Origin of the sequence: Vibrio spartinae, from assembly GCF_024347135.1 — a bacterium.
Classification (GTDB): domain Bacteria; phylum Pseudomonadota; class Gammaproteobacteria; order Enterobacterales; family Vibrionaceae; genus Vibrio; species Vibrio spartinae.
In genome coordinates, this window is record NZ_AP024907.1 from 3,391,938 (window position 1) to 3,408,155 (window position 16,218).

Here is a 16,218-nt window from a genome sequence, read left to right on the forward strand (position 1 = left end):
CGAGTAAGGAGGTTATATGGATATATCCAAGCCATGCATTAAAGTGCAAGTTCATACCAAATATATCCCCGATCAATCACTCCCAGAACAAGAACGATATATTTTTGCATACGTGATTACGGTGAAAAATCTCAGTCAGGAAACGGTGCAGCTGATCGGACGCCGGTGGCTCATTACGGATGCGAATGGGAAACAGATGTCCGTCGAAGGCGATGGTGTCGTCGGAGAACAGCCGTTTATCGCATCCAATGACGAATATACCTATACCAGTGGAACCGCCCTCGAAACACCGGTTGGCGTCATGCAAGGACAGTACATCATGCATGATAGCGAGGGAGCAGAGTTTACTGCGGAAATTGAACCTTTCCGCCTCTATGTTCCGAATATTCTCAACTAAGCGTTCAATGAATTGACTGAAAATAATTGTCTTAAGCGAAGCGTTTTAAACGCATTGCTTTAAATGAAAAGGGACTATCGAATTGGCGAATTATATTGTTGGCGATCTGCAAGGGTGTCTGGACGAACTCGAACGACTCCTTTCTCAAGTTGACTTCAGCCCTCAGCATGATCAACTGTGGGTTGCTGGCGATCTGGTTGCCAGAGGTCCGAAGTCACTGGAAACACTGCGCTATATAAAAGCATTGGGAACATCCGCCAAGACTGTATTAGGCAATCATGATCTTCATCTGCTGTCGATTGCTCTGGGAATCCACCCTCTCAAAAAGAAAGATCGTACAGATGCAATTTTTCAGGCACCAGATAGAGACGAACTCCTCGAATGGTTACGATATCAACCCCTTCTTCAAGAACATGCTGAATTTGTCGTCTGTCATGCAGGCATTTCTCCTCAATGGGATCTGTCAACAGCACGACAGGCAGCTCAGGAAATTGAGTCCCTGCTCCAAAGCGATCAATGGCCATGGATTATCGAGCATATGTATTCAAATATGCCCAATCAGTGGCACGACTCACTATCCGGTCTGGAACGCTATCGTTATATCATTAACGCCTTTACCCGAATGCGTTTCTGTACCCCCAGCGGGGCCCTGGATATGGACTGTAAGTTACCGCCTTCAGAAGTAGATCCCACTCACCTACGACCATGGTTTGATCTCCCAAGGGTGACGCCAATCGAGAAACGTATTATTTTTGGTCACTGGGCTGCATTAGAAGGCTGTGTCAGAAAAGATGTTATCGGACTTGATACTGGTTGTGTCTGGGGAGGAACATTAACGATGATCCGCTGGGAAGACCAGCAACTTTTCAGTCAACCTGCGCTGACCGAAACTCAGAGGCGTTAATCTCCTCTGAGCCAGCGATCAGATTAATCTTGCTTTTGCTCCAGGATCACAAATGACATGCCATAGGCATTTTTTTCATCTTGTGAATACGCTTCCCGATAGGTCTCGTGCCATTCAACACCGAATTCAGGGAAGCAAGTATCCCCTTCAATGTCAGCCTGAATATAGGTAAGATATAATCTTGAAGCCATCGGTAAACTCGACTGATAAATACTTCCCCCCCCTATAATCATGACTTCATCAGCCTGAGCTGCGAGCGCCAATGCATTTTCAAGGGAATCCGCCACCTCGACCCCAGCCGCGCAAAACTGAGGGTTGCGAGTGATGACGATGTTTTGTCGTCCGGGAAGCGCCTTACCAATCGACTCGAAAGTTTTTCTTCCCATAATGATTGGTTTACCCAGCGTACAACGTTTAAACCAAGCAAAATCCGCAGGTAAATGCCAAGGCATCTGATTTTCTTTACCGATCACCCGGTTCTTTGCCATCGCTGCAATCATACTGATAATCATAGAAATACCGCCATCACATCAAAAAATAAGCTGCTATTCTATCGAGATTCGAGCTTCAAGCAATCTAAACGACTGGCTTTCTACGGTAAAATAATAAGCCGGGAACCGCTAAGCCAACCGCCAAGCCAGCAATAATAAACATCGCCTTCAGAAAATTTTCCATCAACACTGAAAATAGATCCGGTGTAAAGCCGAGATGATTAATTTCAACCATGGCAATCATGGCACGATAAGTAAAAACGCCCGGAACCATCGGAATTAATGCGGCAACGGTAAATACTTTCGGATGGGCCAGAAAGCGATGAGACCAATGAACACCGATCATGCCAACCAGTGTCGCGGCAAAGAACGTTCCCCACTCAATCGGCATTCCATATTTCATTAACAGAAAACGGCAACCGTGACCGATTGCACCACCCAGCGCACAATATTTCAATGCTGGTGCAGGAACGTTAAAGACCAAGGCAAAACCGACTGCCGGAATTGATGCAAAAAACATATCGTTCAACAATCCTAGGAATAACGTCATGATCATATCTATATTCATCATTACCACCCCGAAACACCTGTCACAAACATCGCTGCAATAATCCCTAAACAAGTTGAAAGAGTCAGAAGCGATGCAATCATGAACCGAGCCATCCCCGTATTGGCATAGCCCTTCAGCATATCAGCCACTGAATTAATCAGCGGAAAGCCCGGTACCAGCATTAATACAGAGCAAGCCATCACTAACGTCGGGTTATTTCCCCATTGATAACTGACGGCTTGCGCTGAAATTAAAGAGGTTACAAATGCCGTAGCGGCAAAATTAAGCAGCGGGTTGAAATGACGATGAGCAATTTCCTGCCTGACACACATGCCAACAGAAGAAGCGACAAAAGTGGCGGCAAAGATGACCCAGTCTCCGCCAGCAAGGCGACTAAATGACGCACAAGACAAGCCAATCATGACCAGAACCAGCCAACGATTATAACGTTGCGGGGTAATCCGATTTAATTTTTGTTGAGCAAGCTGATAATCAACGATACCTTTTTCCATCATAATACAAATCCGTTGAATATCAGTCACAACCTTCATGTTGATGCCACGATCCTGACATCGACGTGCCGTCGTTATACAATGCGCCTCATAAACAGTGGTCACCACCAGTGAATTCGCCGTAAGCGCAACTTCGACTTCATCCATGTCACTGGCTATCCCTATCCGTCTCATGATATCCGCGACTAAAGTGCTCTCTGCACCATGAGCTAACAGCATCTGCCCCGCCTGAGCAATCAGACGAGAGACTGCTCTCTGTTTCGATGTCATGATTCCATTCCCAACCTAATTCATTCGTCAATAGCATACGAAACTTAGAGTTTGCCCGAAAATTATACGTTGAGAAATGATTTAGACAAAAAAACCGCAATAAAAATCGCGGTTTAAAAAATTAAATGCATTGATTAGTCTCGAACATAGATCACATGACCGTCATCATCATCGTCGTCGTCATCCCAATCCTCATCATCCCAGTCTTCGGTAATGACATCGGGACTATTCATAGCCGATTGATGGTAGTCATCCCACATAAATTCGACTTTTTCTTCTTCAGTCTGTTCTGCCGTCTCTTTTGGCAAAGATTCCATAAAGTCAGCCAACTTCATACAGAGCTCAGGCGTCCCCTGTTTATTGATTGCTGAAATCCGGAAATATTCACCTTCCCATTCAAGCTCGTCCAGTACAGATTGAATAATCTTGTCAGATTCATCTTCAGGGAGCAGATCAACTTTGTTAAATACCAACCAACGGGGCTTTTGTGACAACTTGTCATTGTATTGGCTTAATTCGTCGACAATGATCCTGGCATTTTCAGCCGGATCACTTTGATCAACCGGCAGCAAATCGATCATATGGAGCAATACTCGGCACCGCTCAAGATGTTTCAAGAATCGAATCCCCAGCCCGGCACCATCTGCCGCACCTTCGATCAATCCGGGAATATCGGCAACAACAAAACTCTTTTCAGGGACAACACTGACAACACCGAGACTAGGGATCAACGTCGTAAACGGATAATCCGCCACTTTCGGTTTTGCAGCCGAGACAGCACGAATAAAGGTCGATTTTCCTGCATTGGGTAAGCCCAACATACCAACATCAGCCAGCAATAGCAGTTCTAAACGAATTTCCCGAACTTCACCTTTCGTTCCCATGGTTTTCTGTCTCGGGGCACGATTAACTGAGGACTTGAAACGGGTATTGCCTAAACCATGCCAACCACCTTTGGCAACCATTAGCTTTTTGCCATGCTCAGCGACTTCACCAATCACTTCATTGGTATGGATATCGATTGCCCGGGTTCCCACAGGAACACGAAGCACTTTGTCTTTCCCGCGTTTTCCCGTACAGTTCCCGCCACGTCCATTTTCGCCACGTCCAGCGTCATAAAAGCGCTGAAAGCGATAATCAATCAGTGTATTTAAATTTTCATCAGCAAGCATATAAATATCCCCGCCATCACCGCCGTCGCCACCGTCAGGGCCACCTTTTGTGACAAATTTTTCACGCCAGAAGCTGACAATGCCGTTTCCGCCATCACCCGCCTGAACCTTTACGACAGCTTCATCAACGAATTTCATCTTTCACTCCGCACAACTTGCGTTGCAACATTACTGGAATATCATTGCTATAAACTTTAGCAGGACTCCAAGTAAATCATTCATAATATTCTTTCAGCGGCTCGTCTCCGGCTCAAAACAGACATGACACCTGCTCGCCGAAGCTCAAAACCGAAGTCGATCACTTTAAATTCTGGTTTTAAATCGTTTTCAGCATCTCATCATCGTGCTGAAAACTAAATATGTAAAAACCAAACTGACAGACTGGAAATAAACAAAAAACCCCACCAAATGGCAGGGCTTTTAAATTCATCAGGAAACTAAAATTATTCAGTTTCGATACTAACGAACTTACGGTTTTTAGAACCTTTTACTTCAAATTTCACTTTACCATCAGATAAAGCAAAAAGAGTATGGTCTTTACCGATACCTACGTTAGTTCCAGCATGGAATTTTGTTCCACGTTGGCGAACGATGATGTTACCTGCTAATACAGACTCACCACCAAAACGTTTTACACCAAGACGTTTACTTTCTGAATCGCGGCCGTTACGAGTAGAACCACCAGCTTTTTTGTGTGCCATTGTTAAACTCTCCTACTTAAGCGTTGATAGCAGTGATTTTCACTTCAGTGAACCACTGACGATGGCCTTGTTGCTTGCGAGAATGCTTACGACGACGGAACTTAACGATTTTTACTTTATCGCCACGACCGTGTTGTACAACTTCTGCAGTTACTTTTCCGCCATCAACAAGAGGCGCACCAACAGTGATTTCTTCACCGTTAGCAACCAGAAGAACTTTATCAAATTCAACAGTTGCGCCAGTTTCAACGTCTAATTTCTCTAAACGAAGTGTTTGACCTTCGCTTACTCGGTGTTGTTTACCACCAGACTGGAAAACAGCGTACATATTTTACTCCGCTCTTTCCGCACAGCCATCCTACTATTTGAGTAATTTTGGGTGTGCGCTAAACTAATCATCAATAGGGCGCAGATTCTACGCGAATGGCGTTTTTAAAACAAGCTCTATTTTTAAAAAATTGGCGAAAAACAACTCACCGGACAAAAGTCTCTCGAGCCCATCATTATAGCATGTATTCATCCCTGTTTTTTAGTGTATTATGAACAGATTCAAAGAACATTATTTCCTTACAAATATCGAACTTCAGCCGGATTTACAATGGATTTTAAAGCTATCCAAGCACTCACTGCCGATGACATGGCAAAAGTTAATGAGACCATACTTGCCCAACTCAATTCTGATGTTTCATTGATCAATCAGCTTGGTTTTTACCTTATAAATAGTGGCGGTAAACGCCTGCGTCCTCTGCTGGCAGTGCTCTCTGCCCGAGCTCTGGGTTACACTGGTGACGCGCACACGAAAGCGGCTGCATTTATTGAGTTTATACACACCGCGACGTTACTTCACGACGATGTTGTTGATGAATCAGACATGAGACGGGGAAAAGCCACAGCGAATGCGACTTTTGGCAATGCTGCCAGCGTATTGGTCGGTGACTACATTTATACGCGTTCATTCCAAATGATGACACAACTTGGCTCACTCCGAGTGCTGGAACTCATGAGTTACGCAGTCAATGTTATTGCGGAAGGCGAAGTCCAGCAGTTGATCAACTGTAATGATCCGGATATCACCGAAGAAAACTACATGCAGGTGATCTATTCCAAAACAGCCCGTTTGTTTGAAGCCGCGACTCAGATCGGAGCGATCCTGAACAACGCTGATGCTGATACAGAAAAAGCATTTCAAGATTATGGCCGCTATCTGGGGACTGCATTTCAACTGATTGATGATTTAATGGATTACACATCAGATGGTGACGAAATGGGTAAAAACGTCGGTGATGATCTTGCAGAAGGAAAACCGACCATCCCATTACTGCATGCCATGCGCACGGGAACGCCCGAACAAGTCCAGATGATCCGGGATGCCATCGAAAAATCAAATGGTATGGAGCATCTAGAAACGATCCTTGATATTCTGGAACAAACCGACTCTCTCAGTTACACCCAGCAGAAAGCTCAGGAAGAAGCCGACAAAGCAATTCAGGCTCTCGATATTATTCCTGACAGCGAATACAAAGAAGCGCTGATTTCACTAGCTCATCTCGCAGTTCACCGCAGTAAATAGAGTCATTCAATCATTGTAAAAAAAGCTGGCTAAGCCAGCTTTTTTATTTTGAACAAAATATATCGAATGATTATGACGCGAAATCAACACCAAGCTGAATATCACCATTCAATGTATCCAACATTCCGTCCAGTGCTTTTTGTTCAAATGAACTCAATTCACCATAGCTCAGCACTTCTTCAATGCCGTCTTTGCCTAATCGGATGGGTTGAGCAAAGAAAGGCGCAAGTCCGCCATCGCTTTCAATATAAGCACACTCGATAACATTGGATTCACCCTGAAGCGCTTTCACGAGCGACAAACCAAAACGACAAGCCGCCTGCCCCATCGATAATGTTGCACTACCACCACCCGCTTTTGCTTCAACCACTTCTGTTCCTGCGTTTTGAATGCGGTGTGTTAAAGCTGCAACTTCTTCATCAGAAAAAGTGACATCTTTGACCTGAGAGAGTAAAGGAAGAATAGTCACACCTGAATGTCCACCAATCACAGGCACGTTCACATCCAGTGGATTTTTTCCTTTTAATTCACCGACGAATGTTTCTGAACGGATCACATCCAGCGTTGTAATACCGAATAATTTACGCTGGTTATAAACACCCGCTTTTTTCAGAACTTCAGCAGCAATAGCAACCGTCGTATTGACAGGGTTGGTGATAATCCCGATACATGCTTCAGGACAAACAACCGCAATTTTTTCAGCAAGTGATTTAACAATCCCTGCATTGACATTAAACAGATCCGAACGATCCATACCCGGCTTACGAGCGACACCCGCAGAAATCAACACGACATCCGCCCCTTCAAGGGCTGGTGTTGGATCTTCTCCTGAGTAGCCATTGATTGAAACAGGGGTCGGGATATGACTCAGATCTTTTGCCACACCCGGTGTCACAGGTGCGATATCGTAAAGGGCAAGATCAGAACCAGCAGGTAGATGATTCTTCAATAACAGAGCAAGGGCTTGACCGATACCGCCAGCGGCACCAATAACAGCGACTTTCATTTGTAATTCTCCTTGAGCGTTCTCTCGATATTTCTTTTGTAGGGTAATTATGCAACTGGGAAAGCTATAGCAATTACAACTTGATTACAATTGACTCGCGCTAGCTTTGCGAAGTGACGCAAAAACCAGTATGAAGCTTCCGCCTGAGCAAGCATTCCCCCACAGCATTTTTAGCGATTATACAGTATTTTATGCTTTATATATCCATTAATACCAAATAGCTGACAACTGATTCTCTACACTGAATTTTAAATCAGTTGGAGCATTGTGCATAACTATGCGAAAATATTCAAAGGATACATAAGGTCTCTCTTCGCCTTATGTAGTAATTTTGATAACCATGAGGTTAATGCAGCCCATCGGCTCAGAAGCCCTTTCTAAGTAAATTATGAAAAACGTAGATAAACAAGATCTGTTAGTCCGCTCATTTAAAGCATTACTGAAAGAAGAACGTTTCGGCTCTCAAAGTGATATTGTCGAAGCGCTGCGCAGTGAAGGATTTGAGAACATCAACCAATCCAAAGTCTCCAGGATGTTAACAAAATTCGGAGCCGTCCGGACTCGAAACGCCAAAATGGAAATGGTGTACTGTCTTCCTGCTGAATTGGGAGTTCCTACCGTTTCAAGTTCTTTACGAGAACTTGTTCTTGATATCGATTATAACCCGGCCTTAGTGGTGATTCACACCGGCCCCGGTGCCGCGCAACTCATTGCTCGCTTATTGGATTCGCTCGGTAAATCAGAAGGGATTCTTGGTGTTGTCGCCGGAGATGATACCATTTTCATTACCCCGACCCGTCAAATTTCCGTTGAAGAGTTACACCATTCTGTGTGCGAACTTTTCGAATATTTCGGATAATTTTTGCAGCATAAAACACTAGTGATAAGAAGAATAACATTCTGTTTATTGAAATAGTTAACGTGACTTACATCACATCTTCAACATCTCTAGTGTTTGATTTTACTCATATTTAACCTATTGATTCCACTCACCAATTCGATTACCGCTTACCAAATTTTTCTCTGATATTTTTGTCATATGTATAATTTTCATTAACAATATTTCAGTTTTGTGCCAATTTTTTGATATTATCGGCCCACTTTTCGAGTCATGTGAAAAGTTGCTGTTTCTTCAATAGGAATGCTCTTCAGTCTATATTCACTGAGAGACAACAAGCAAAAAGGAAGGAATATTCATGGTATTGAATAAAATTATGAAACTTAGCGCAATCGCTGCTGCTGCCATCTGTGCAAGCTCTGCCGTCAGTGCGCAAGAATTCATTACGATAGGAACAGGCTCTGTCACTGGTGTCTATTACCCAACTGGTGGTGCAATCTGTAAACTCGTGAATAAAGATCGCAAGGAACACGATATTCGTTGCTCCGTTGAATCAACTGGTGGATCGATTTATAACGTCAATACAATTCGCTCCGGTGAACTTGATTTCGGTATCGTCCAGTCAGATTGGCAGTATCACGGCTACAACGGGACCAGTAAATTCGCTGAACAAGGTCCTTACAAAAAACTACGTGCAATGTTCTCCCTTCATACAGAACCATTTAACGTCATTGCCCGTACCGACGCCCATATTAACAATATCAAAGACTTGAAAGGCAAACGTGTCAACATCGGTAACCCAGGTTCCGGTGACCGGGCCACAATGCAAGTGATTATGGAGAAAATGGGTTGGACGAAAGATAGCTTTAAACTCACTTCAGAGTTGAAAGGTTCAGAGCGTTCTCAGGCACTGTGTGATAATAAAATCGATGCATTTATCTACGTTGTTGGTCACCCGAATGGTTCTATCAAAGAAGCAACCACATCATGTGATGCGAAACTTGTGCCTGTGACCGGCCCGGAAATTGATAAGATCGTTGCAGAAAACCCTTACTATACTTATACAGATGTACCCGCCGGTATGTATCGGGGAACCGATCAAGACGTGAAAAGCTTCGGTGTTGCCGCCACATTGGTAACCAGTGCTGACGTCTCCGACAAAGTTGCTTATAACGTAGCCAAAGCTGTGTTTGAAAACTTTGACACGTTCAAGAGACTTCATCCGGCATTTGCTCACCTGAAAAAAGAAGACATGGTGAAAGCGGGGATTTCAATTCCGCTCCATCCGGGTGCAGTCAAATATTATAAAGAAGTTGGCTTACTCAAATAAGCACCTCCTCAGGCTAACGCTTTGATAAATCATGAGGAGGCCGAGCGCCTCCTCATTTTGTATTTTGGTATTGCATAAATCACTCATTTTTATTTTCGCAATATCTTTTCTGACTTTCCGTTGGAGTGAAAGTCATGGTGTAACTTCATCATTAGACCATCAATAATTCAATAATAAGGATAACGTACATGACGCAGGCAAATGTACAGGATATGGTGGCACAGGCAGATACTGGTGCCCGGAATCCCAAGGGCCTTGCAGGCCGGATTCTCTGGGTTGTTCCGGTCTGTTGGTCATTATTCCAACTTTGGTATGCCTCACCGCTACCATTCATTTTTAATTTTGGCGTTCTCAACGACACACAGGCTCGTTCAATCCATCTGATGTTTGCAATATTCCTTGCATTCACAGCGTATCCGGCCATGAAGAATTCTTCTCGGGATCATATTCCCCTGATTGACTGGATACTGGCATTACTCGGTAGCTTCTCCGCTGCTTATATTTACCTATTTTATGAAGCTTTAGCCGGACGCTCAGGGGCTCCGACAACCGTGGATGTCGTGGTTTCTGTAATCGGCATGGTGTTACTCCTCGAAGCCACACGCCGGGCTTTAGGTCCGCCATTGATGATGGTGGCGATGGTATTTCTCTTTTATACCTTCGCAGGACCATATATGCCGGATGTCATTGCTCACAAAGGTGCCAGCTTAAATAAAGCGATGTCCCACCTCTGGCTCACCACCGAGGGGGTCTTCGGGGTTGCTTTGGGTGTTTCAACCTCATTTGTATTTCTGTTTGTTCTTTTCGGTGCGATGTTAGAAAGAGCCGGAGCCGGCGCTTATTTCATTAAAGTCGCTTTCTCGCTCCTAGGACACATGCGAGGCGGCCCGGCTAAAGCTGCGGTTGTTGCATCCGGATTATCCGGCTTAGTTTCCGGTTCTTCGATTGCAAACGTGGTGACAACGGGTACATTTACCATTCCGTTAATGAAGCGAGTCGGCTTTCCGGGCACCAAAGCCGGAGCTGTAGAAGTTGCCGCGTCAACCAATGGTCAGCTGACCCCACCGATCATGGGCGCAGCCGCTTTCCTGATGGTCGAGTATGTCGGTATTTCTTATGTTGAAGTCATCAAAGCTGCAGCTCTGCCTGCCATTATCTCTTATATCGCGCTGATTTATATTGTCCATCTCGAAGCCTGCAAAGCTGGCATGGAAGGACTGCCGCGTCGCAAAACAGTCACATTGCTTCAGAGCATTCTGTCTTTTACCGGTACCATTCTGGCGCTCGGAGCAATCAGTGCTATCGTCTATTACGGAGTGGGTTGGACAAAAGCAGCCTTTGGTTCAGCAGCAACGCCTATCGTCACTTTGGCACTACTCGTATCCTATGTCGGTTTGGTTAAAATATCCTCCCGCTATGCTGGGCAAACCATGGATATTGATGAGGACTTACATGAAGTACCAGATCCGGGGCCAACGCTGAAATCAGGTCTGCACTTCCTGCTACCGATCGTGGTGTTGGTCTGGTGTTTGACCGTTGAACGTTTTTCTCCGGGATTATCGGCCTTCTGGGCAACCGTATTTATGATCTTTATTTTGCTGACCCAACGCCCGTTAATGGCTTTCATGAATCAATCCGGTGATATCGCTGAACAGGCAAAAGTCGGCTTGAACGATTTCTTTGAAAGCCTGGCATCCGGTGCACGTAATATGATTGGTATTGGTGTCGCAACGGCTGCCGCCGGGATTGTCGTTGGTGTGGTCACCTTAACGGGAATCGGGCTGGTGATGACTGACTTTGTAGAATTCATCTCCGGTGGCAGCGTGATCATGATGTTGATCTTTACCGCTGTGATCAGCTTGATTCTGGGGATGGGGCTACCGACAACGGCAAACTATATTGTTGTTTCGACGCTGATGGCACCGGTGATCGTCACCCTCGGGGCACAACACGGCCTGATCATCCCGTTGATCGCGGTGCACTTGTTTGTGTTCTATTTCGGTATTCTGGCTGATGACACGCCCCCTGTGGGTCTGGCGGCTTTTGCAGCGGCTGCGATTGCCAAATCTGATCCGATTCGGACCGGTATTCAAGGCTTTACCTATGATATTCGGACCGCCATCTTACCGTTCATGTTCGTATTCAATACCCAACTGTTATTGATTGGTATCGATACTTGGTGGCATTTAATCCTAACCATTTTCTCTGCCATCACCGCAATGTTGCTGTTCTCTGCTGCAACGCAGGGATGGTGGTTTACTAAAAATAAATGGTGGGAAACAGTCTTACTCCTTGCGCTGACCTTCACATTCTTCCGTCCCGGATTCTGGTGGGACATGATCTACCCTGAGCATGACCTCTATCCGGGCACTGATATTTACCAAATCACGGAGCAACTTCATCCGGGTGAAGCATTGAAGCTGGTCGTTTCAGGCGACAAAATGAATGGTGAACATGTGACGAAAACGGTCCGGTTACCATTCGAGGAGCGTGCCAAAACAGCGGAAGAGAGAGTCAGTTCAATGGGCTTGATGCTGACCGAAAAAGGGCAAGATATGATCGTCGATATGGTTGAATTCGGTAGTCCGGCAGAAGCCTCCGGCATTGATTTTGACTGGAAAATTGACTCAATTATCGTCGAATCTGAACGCCCGATGAAAGAGTGGGTATTTATTCCGGCATTATTCCTCACGTTATTATTAATCTGGAATCAAAAGCGCCGCATAAGATCATCAAAATAGATGCCATATCAATATGCCTGATTCCAATCAGGCATATAATGACTCCGATTCTGGCTAGAGAGGTTATATACCCATGTACAAACATATTCTTGTACCTGTTGATTTAAATGAACAAGGCTTTGCCGATAAAGCGGTAGAAATCGCAGTCTGGCATGCAAAGCATTCAAATGCCGAAATACATCTGCTCAAGGTTTTGCCCGGTATTCATATGTCCATGGTTTCGACCTATTTCCCGAAAGATGCGGCAGCCAACATGAAAGCTGACGTCAAAGCGCAACTCAAAACTTTCGCAGAAACACATATTGATGAAGAAGTGGTCTATCACCTCCACATTGCTGAAGGCAAACCTTATAGCACCATTTTGGACTATGCCGAAAAACTGGGCTGTGACCTCATTATCATGCCAAGCCATAAACGTTCCAAAATTGATAAGGTGGTATTAGGCTCAGTCGCCAGTAAAGTCGTGCAGAGCTCCCCCATTCATGTACTGGTTGTCAAACCTCAAGAGCTCTAACCTCAACGACCTTGAACTATCGTCAAAACAAGATGAAAAGAAAAAGGTGCAGATTCAGTCTGCACCTTTTTTAAATCGTCTGCTTGTCTCAACCGGGATTGGTTCGACAGTGCAATGTCATCATCAAAGCGGAAAGTGAGTCACGCAGATACCTTCACTCAGACCAATCTGACAACTCTCTTCCTGCCCGTCCAGTTGAACGGTTAATACATATAAATCCTGAGGATCCGGATGCCGAGGATCAAAATAGCGGGGAGCATCAACCTGAAACACAGCACTGGCCTGATCGCTTCTCATATCGATGGGTATCTGATAACTCATCCCATCAAATTTAATCACCGCAGACACCAGTCCGGGCTTTAACATATCAAAATAAACATGCACCAACAGTTCACATCCCCCACCGTGATGCCATACCTGCTCCGTTGCCAAATGCGTCAGCCTCACATGGCGGATACATTGCAGATAAGGTTCTCGCCAGATACCGACGCGTGAGTCATAGTGGCGAACCGGCTCTTTTCCTAGAAAACAGAGTGGATGTTGCTCGACATCAACCAATGGCTCATCATCGGGTTCGAGAAATAGAATCTCAAACCGATTCCGGCCGGGCTGAAGTAAGGCTCGAATATCTTTGCGATATATCGATGACAACCCGTCACAATCAAACAGCGCAACGCCATTGAGACGGATTTCGGCATGATGGTCGATCCCTTCTAAAACGAGATCAATCCCCGCATAGCTCAGCAACGCATCATCCACGTCAATATCATGCATGAGGTGCCATTCCTGTGCTGTAATCTCTGTTTCAGAAAGCGTGACAGGAAGAGCGTCACTCAACGGTGCGGGAAAACAGATATCATCCTGAGGAACAGTGAGATCAGTCAGCGGAGAAAGCTGCCAATAACCTGCCAATGAATATTTCATATACCACAATTTGTTCTGGATCAATTTTTACATTGTCCCAGAGTCACGCTCATTTTGAAAGAATCAAATCTCTGCCCATAAAAAAAAAGCCGCTAAATAGCGGCGAAGTCAATCAACAGCAAAGAACGTAACTAGGTACAGATAAATCATTTATTTATTGGTGTAAAACGCCCGTTTCAAAGCAAGTTCAACGCCTCGAATCTCAGCCAGTCCTTTCAAACGCCCGATACAGGAATAGCCCGGATTGGTTTGTTTTTTCAGATCGTCAATCATCTGATGACCGTGATCCGGACGCATCGGAATTCGACGAACATCGCCTTGTGTTTCACGTCGGTGCTCTTCTTTGAGGAGTGCATGAATCACATTGTACATATCCACATCCCCATCTAAATGGGCGGCTTCATGGAAATTCATGGGATGACCTTCTTCACGCAAGGTCGAACGTAAATGCGTAAAGTAAATTCGTTCACCATACGTTTCTATCATCCGCACCAGATCATTGTCTCCGCGCACACCGTAAGAGCCGGTACACATGGTAATTCCGTTCATCAGGCTTGGCACCGCGGTGGTCAGTGCTTCGATATCTTCGATGGTTGAGACGATCCGAGGTAAGCCAAGAATCGGACGCGGTGGATCATCCGGATGTACGGCTAATTTAAGGCCGTACTGCTCACATACTGGTATTAGCTCTTGTAGAAACAACACCATATGTTCACGCAGTTTTTCTTTGTCAATGTCCTGATACGTATCAAGACGTGTTTGAAATTCTTCTAACGTATAGCCTTCTTCTGCACCGGGTAAGCCGGCAATAATATTGGATGTTAACTTCTCGATTTGTGCCTGAGTCATCCCCTCGAAACAGGCTTTCGCTTGTGCTTGTTCCTCTGCGGTGTAATCGGCTGCCGCACCCGGCCGTTTGAGAATAAATAGTTCAAATGCCGCAAATTCAATCTGATCAAACCGCAGAGCTTTGGACCCGTCAGGTAACTGATACTCCAAATCGGTACGTGTCCAATCGAGTACCGGCATAAAGTTGTAACACACCGTATCAATGCCACATTCCGCCAGATTGATCAGTGACTGTTTGTAATTCTCAATCCATTGCGCATAGTGACCGGTGCGCGTCTTAATCTCTTCATGTACCGGAACACTTTCGACAACGGACCAATTAAAACCGTTCTCTTCTAACAGCGTTTTACGCTTAAGGATTTCATCTTTGCGCCATACTTCACCATTCGGAATATGATGCAATGCGGTTACAATTCCCGTCGCGCCTGCTTGTTTAATATCATCTAAAGACACAGGATCGCTTGGGCCGTACCAACGCCAAGTTTGTTCCATAATTGTTTCCTAGTTATTCGTTTTATAGTGATTCATTGTTGAGCCATGCAGCCGTGTGCGACATGGTTCGATTCAGAGAATTAGCGAAATAGATAACCATCAAATAACGGATCATCCATATCGGATAATTTAAACAGCGTCTGCTTCACATTTTCGATGTGCTGCCACATCACTTGTCTGGCACTGTCCGGATCACGCTTTTGTAATGCCAATAAAATTCGCTCATGATCTTCTAACCATTGATAACGGTAGGTATTGCTCTTGATACGTGAATGCAGTTGTTGCCACATCGGACTGTCGTTACGTCGCTCCCACAAGTCATGAATGATGTCGCTCAAGACACTATTTTGAGAGGCTTCAGCGATCGTCAGGTGGAATAACCGATCATATTCGTAATCCTCGGTATTATTTTCCAGATTGATGCGTTCTTGATCCAAATAGTATCGAAGGCGAGAGATCTCATTCTTCGTGACGTTCAATGCAGCAAAACTCGCAATCTGACTTTCTAATACCTGCCGTGCTTGTAACAATTCAAACGGACCGACGTCGCTACTGCGATTTAATTCTGGCTCGTGCTCTTCTTGTAATGTGCTCGGCAGTTTAATGACATAAACGCCTGACCCTTTACGAACTTCAACAAACCCTTGCAGCTCTAACATGATAATGGCTTCCCGAACGACGGAACGACTCACATCAAGTTCCTCGGCGATCTCTCGTTCAGGCGGCAACCGATCACCGAGACCAAACTCCCCGGATGCAATCCGTTTTTGTAATCCAAGGCCTATTTTTTGATAAAGACGCTGTGGATGAGCCATATCAACACGAACACTCAAGTCTGTTTGAATACCCATATGATCTCACTTAGTAACTACCGTTAGTATGGGGGACAGGGATTGTTGGATAAGAATACAACCACATCGCCCCTAAAAACCGGTTGACCAATACACATTGGCCAAC

At 45.1% G+C, this 16,218-nt stretch carries 17 protein-coding genes; 7 read left to right on the forward strand and 10 right to left on the reverse strand.

What is annotated here, in order from left to right; all coding sequences use genetic code 11:
- Positions 1-16 precede the first annotated feature (16 nt).
- A complete protein-coding gene (apaG, locus tag OCU60_RS15245; RefSeq protein ID WP_074371442.1) occupies positions 17-397 on the forward strand; it encodes a Co2+/Mg2+ efflux protein ApaG in 381 nt (126 codons plus the stop codon).
- 82 nt (positions 398-479) lie between these two features.
- On the forward strand, positions 480-1,301 hold the full coding sequence (gene apaH / locus OCU60_RS15250) for a bis(5'-nucleosyl)-tetraphosphatase (symmetrical) ApaH (protein ID WP_074371443.1): 822 nt from the start codon (positions 480-482) through the stop codon (positions 1,299-1,301).
- Between the two features lie 23 nt (positions 1,302-1,324).
- Here the strand turns inward: apaH and folA are convergent, their stop codons facing one another.
- From folA to rplU, 6 genes are all read right to left on the reverse strand, one after another.
- Positions 1,325-1,813 carry a type 3 dihydrofolate reductase gene (folA, locus tag OCU60_RS15255; protein WP_074371444.1) on the reverse strand — a complete coding sequence of 163 codons (489 nt, stop codon included), beginning with the start codon at positions 1,811-1,813 and terminating at the stop codon, positions 1,325-1,327.
- 64 nt (positions 1,814-1,877) lie between these two features.
- Complete coding sequence (locus tag OCU60_RS15260; protein ID WP_370738659.1) at positions 1,878-2,348, reverse strand: threonine/serine exporter family protein; 471 nt, start codon at positions 2,346-2,348, stop codon at positions 1,878-1,880.
- A 14-nt stretch (positions 2,349-2,362) separates the two neighbouring features.
- Positions 2,363-3,124, reverse strand: a complete 762-nt coding sequence (locus tag OCU60_RS15265; protein ID WP_074371446.1) for a threonine/serine exporter family protein — start codon at positions 3,122-3,124, stop codon at positions 2,363-2,365.
- Between the two features lie 134 nt (positions 3,125-3,258).
- The gene (gene cgtA / locus OCU60_RS15270; protein ID WP_074371447.1) at positions 3,259-4,434 is read right to left on the reverse strand and encodes an Obg family GTPase CgtA; all 1,176 of its coding nucleotides are present in this window, start codon (positions 4,432-4,434) and stop codon (positions 3,259-3,261) included.
- A 305-nt stretch (positions 4,435-4,739) separates the two neighbouring features.
- Positions 4,740-4,997, reverse strand: a complete 258-nt coding sequence (gene rpmA, locus OCU60_RS15275; protein WP_074371448.1) for a 50S ribosomal protein L27 — start codon at positions 4,995-4,997, stop codon at positions 4,740-4,742.
- A 16-nt stretch (positions 4,998-5,013) separates the two neighbouring features.
- Positions 5,014-5,325, reverse strand: coding sequence for a 50S ribosomal protein L21 (rplU, locus tag OCU60_RS15280; protein ID WP_021019783.1), 312 nt, complete (start codon positions 5,323-5,325; stop codon positions 5,014-5,016).
- Positions 5,326-5,595: 270 nt separating this feature from the next.
- Between rplU and ispB the strand changes: the two genes are divergently transcribed.
- Entirely contained in the window at positions 5,596-6,567 is a 972-nt protein-coding gene (ispB, locus tag OCU60_RS15285; protein WP_074371449.1) for an octaprenyl diphosphate synthase, read from the forward strand.
- A gap of 70 nt (positions 6,568-6,637) precedes the next feature.
- On the opposite strand, the gene mdh is transcribed toward ispB, so the two are convergent.
- Positions 6,638-7,573, reverse strand: coding sequence for a malate dehydrogenase (gene mdh, locus OCU60_RS15290; protein WP_074371450.1), 936 nt, complete (start codon positions 7,571-7,573; stop codon positions 6,638-6,640).
- A 388-nt stretch (positions 7,574-7,961) separates the two neighbouring features.
- Between mdh and argR the strand changes: the two genes are divergently transcribed.
- The 4 genes from argR (at position 7,962) to OCU60_RS15310 (ending at position 12,996) form a co-directional block, all read left to right on the forward strand.
- The gene (argR, locus tag OCU60_RS15295) at positions 7,962-8,432 is read left to right on the forward strand and encodes a transcriptional regulator ArgR (protein WP_021019780.1); all 471 of its coding nucleotides are present in this window, start codon (positions 7,962-7,964) and stop codon (positions 8,430-8,432) included.
- Positions 8,433-8,769: 337 nt separating this feature from the next.
- Positions 8,770-9,741: a TAXI family TRAP transporter solute-binding subunit gene (locus OCU60_RS15300; protein ID WP_074371451.1), complete on the forward strand. Its 972-nt coding sequence runs from the start codon at positions 8,770-8,772 to the stop codon at positions 9,739-9,741.
- 188 nt (positions 9,742-9,929) lie between these two features.
- Complete coding sequence (locus OCU60_RS15305; protein ID WP_074371452.1) at positions 9,930-12,482, forward strand: TRAP transporter permease; 2,553 nt, start codon at positions 9,930-9,932, stop codon at positions 12,480-12,482.
- A 73-nt stretch (positions 12,483-12,555) separates the two neighbouring features.
- The gene (locus tag OCU60_RS15310) at positions 12,556-12,996 is read left to right on the forward strand and encodes a universal stress protein (protein WP_074371453.1); all 441 of its coding nucleotides are present in this window, start codon (positions 12,556-12,558) and stop codon (positions 12,994-12,996) included.
- A 123-nt stretch (positions 12,997-13,119) separates the two neighbouring features.
- Here the strand turns inward: OCU60_RS15310 and OCU60_RS15315 are convergent, their stop codons facing one another.
- From OCU60_RS15315 to OCU60_RS15325, 3 genes are all read right to left on the reverse strand, one after another.
- On the reverse strand, positions 13,120-13,920 hold the full coding sequence (locus tag OCU60_RS15315; protein ID WP_074371454.1) for a glycosyl hydrolase 2 galactose-binding domain-containing protein: 801 nt from the start codon (positions 13,918-13,920) through the stop codon (positions 13,120-13,122).
- A gap of 150 nt (positions 13,921-14,070) precedes the next feature.
- Positions 14,071-15,261: a mannonate dehydratase gene (gene uxuA, locus OCU60_RS15320; protein WP_074371455.1), complete on the reverse strand. Its 1,191-nt coding sequence runs from the start codon at positions 15,259-15,261 to the stop codon at positions 14,071-14,073.
- Between the two features lie 80 nt (positions 15,262-15,341).
- Positions 15,342-16,112 (reverse strand): FCD domain-containing protein, encoded by a 771-nt coding sequence (locus OCU60_RS15325; RefSeq protein ID WP_083602566.1) that lies wholly within the window; start codon positions 16,110-16,112, stop codon positions 15,342-15,344.
- Positions 16,113-16,218: the final 106 nt, after the last annotated feature.